The 2,500-nt window shown below is 57.8% G+C and carries 2 protein-coding genes and 1 pseudogene; 1 reads left to right on the top strand and 2 read right to left on the bottom strand.

Translation table 11 applies throughout. The annotated features are described in order from the left end of the window. On the top strand, nucleotides 1–525 hold a 525-nt coding region (locus CINSTRO3249_RS15020; protein ID WP_125933110.1), incomplete at its 5' end, for an IS3 family transposase. A gap of 37 nt (nucleotides 526–562) precedes the next feature. Here the strand turns inward: CINSTRO3249_RS15020 and CINSTRO3249_RS15015 are convergent. Both CINSTRO3249_RS15015 and CINSTRO3249_RS15010 read right to left on the bottom strand, forming a co-directional pair. Next, nucleotides 563–1,192 carry a hypothetical protein gene (locus tag CINSTRO3249_RS15015; protein WP_074013824.1) on the bottom strand — a complete coding sequence of 210 codons (630 nt, stop codon included), beginning with the start codon at nucleotides 1,190–1,192 and terminating at the stop codon, nucleotides 563–565. A 37-nt stretch (nucleotides 1,193–1,229) separates the two neighbouring features. Further along, nucleotides 1,230–2,372, bottom strand: a pseudogene (locus CINSTRO3249_RS15010) (PilZ domain-containing protein); the annotation flags it as partial. Nucleotides 2,373–2,500: the final 128 nt, after the last annotated feature.

Genomic DNA, 2,500 nt, shown 5'->3' with positions numbered 1-2,500 from the left:
TTCATGGCGGAGCGGCCCAATCAGCTTTGGGTGGCGGACTTCACCTACGTCAGAACGGCGCAGGGCTTCGTTTATGTGGCCTTTATCGTCGATGTGTTCGCCGGCGTTATCGTCGGCTGGCGGGTCTCAACGTCGATGGAGACATCTCTGGTGCTGGATGCGCTGGAGCAGGCGCTTTGGGCTCGTCGCCCAGGGAAAGGGGTGATCCATCACTCAGACCGAGGCTCACAATATGTTTCATTAGCGTATTCAAAGCGTCTGAAGGATGCTGAAATCCTGGCGTCAGTTGGCACTACCGGCGACTCCTACGATAATGCGATGGCAGAGAGTATCAACGGGTTGTACAAAACGGAGGTTATCCACCGCGGGAGCTGGAAAAACCGGACGGAAGTGGAGTTGGCCACGCTGGACTGGGTGGACTGGTACAACAACAGAAGGCTGCTCGGGCGGCTGGGTTACATCCCTCCTACTGAAGCCGAAATGAACTATTACGCTTTGCAATTAGCATCAGAGGAAGCGGCGTAGTATTGCCAAAATTACTCTCTAATAAACTCGGGGTTATTCAGCTAATGGTTTCATCATCAATGGGGTCAAGCGGCGCCAGGGCCAGGCCGGTTGGCGAAGCGGTTGCGTCCGGGGCGACATCCAGCGTTGGCGGCGGGAAATCGAAAGGCAGCCCGGCGCCGGCTTCCGCGTTGGTTGCCGCGCCGCCGGCGTTATTCGCCGCACCGCCGGCGTTAACATCGCCGGCGTTAGCGCCGGGCGTCACGTTGTCGGCGTTATTCGCCGCACCGCCGGCGTTAGCACGGCCGGCGTCAATGCCGGGCGTCACGTTGCCGGCGTTATTCGCCGCACCGCCGGCGTTAGCGTGACCGGCGTCAATGCCGGGCGTCACGTTGCCGGCGTTATTCGCCGCACCGCCAGCGTTAGCGTGACCGGCGTCAATGCCGGGCGCCACGTTGCCGGCGTTATTTGCCGCACCGCCGTCAGCGCCGGGCGGGACGTAACCCTCGTTAATCGCCGCACCATCGGCGTCAGCTTTGCTGCCGTCATTATCAAACGTCGGGGCCGGCAGCGGCGGCAGGCGGTAAAGCGGCGTGGCGCTTTCCTGGCCGGAGCCGCTTGCCCCACCCGGTGCGGCTTTTGCGTCAGCCGACGCCGCCAAAAGCGCCGCCAAAAGAGAAACCATCATCCTGAAATGACATGACATATGTAGATTCCGCCCGTCCTTATGCCGTCTCACCAGACCCGGCAGACCGGGCTTGCTTTTTCTTCCTACCGCGTTCTTTCCAGGTGTTATAAAACAGCTCGAATACGCAACGCACGATGCTGGCAAAGGAGCGCAAAGGACGATCGCGGGGGTAGGGGGGAGTCAGCCAGGCATCGGCGCGCGTCATAACCACCCGCACCAGCTCGCGCCGCTTATCCAGGGGCATCTCTTTAAACATAAGCCGCATCACGTCCGGTCCGGCGTGGATGACGCTGACCGGAATACAGACGCCGCCGGAATGCAACCGAAGTTCCACCTCTTCGATAGTGTCATGACGATAGCTGTCGTCCGGCGTCACCAACTTTACCCCGCCCATGGAAAGATCCCGCGTTTCGCTGACCACGGAGATCCCGCTGGCGTAATGAATAATCGCCGGAATGGTCACCTCGACGCGGATTGTTTTACGGACCTGACGCGTTTCTTTGGCCACCGCAATGGCCGCCAGTAAAATAATGACGCTTAACATGGCCCAGACGACATTAAAGACAATCACTCGCGGATCGACATTGAAATAGTCATACATCACCGCCCGCACAATCCCCGCAATAACCCCCAGCACCAGCAAACAGGCCACAATAATATGCGGTCGCACGATATGGGCGTCGAAAAAGCCTTCATCCAACAGGCCGCCCTTGTCCGTCACGTTGAATTTGCCATGCTTGGGGGAGAGCAGGGTCAAGAAAGTCGGAATGATGAGATGGAATGCCATCACCGTTTCGTAAATCTCCCCCCAGAAGGTATAACGATACCGGCCGTTCATTCGTGAATTAAGCCAGATGGCCATAAACAGGTGCGGCAGCACATAGGCGAAAATGGTGCTGGCCGACGAGGCGATAATATTTTGGTTAAACAGCAAAAACGCCAACGGTGCGGTTAAAAACACCACCCGCGGCAGGCCATATTGGAAATGCAGCATGGCGTTGAGATAGCACAATCGCTGTTGCCACGTCAGTCCGCGGCCGAACAGCGGATTATCCATGCGCAGTATTTGCGTCATGCCGCGCGCCCAGCGGATACGCTGGATCACATGTAGCCCGAGGCGTTCGGTGGCCAGGCCGGCCGCCAGTGGAATTGCCAGGAAGGCCGAATCCCAGCCCTTACGCCATAGGTATCTACACATTTATCGTGATACCTGTTATTACTTTGCAGAATGATTTCAACCTATCTGTTGGCGGGATTGACTCTCGCCTTACCCGCCGATATCAGACGCTGGTTAAACAGCATATGACG

Origin of the sequence: Candidatus Sodalis sp. SoCistrobi, assembly GCF_900143145.1 — a bacterium.
In the GTDB taxonomy this organism is placed as follows: domain Bacteria; phylum Pseudomonadota; class Gammaproteobacteria; order Enterobacterales; family Enterobacteriaceae; genus SoCistrobi.
Note: the sequence above shows the minus strand (reverse complement) of the source record. Positions and strands in the feature narration are given on the sequence as shown.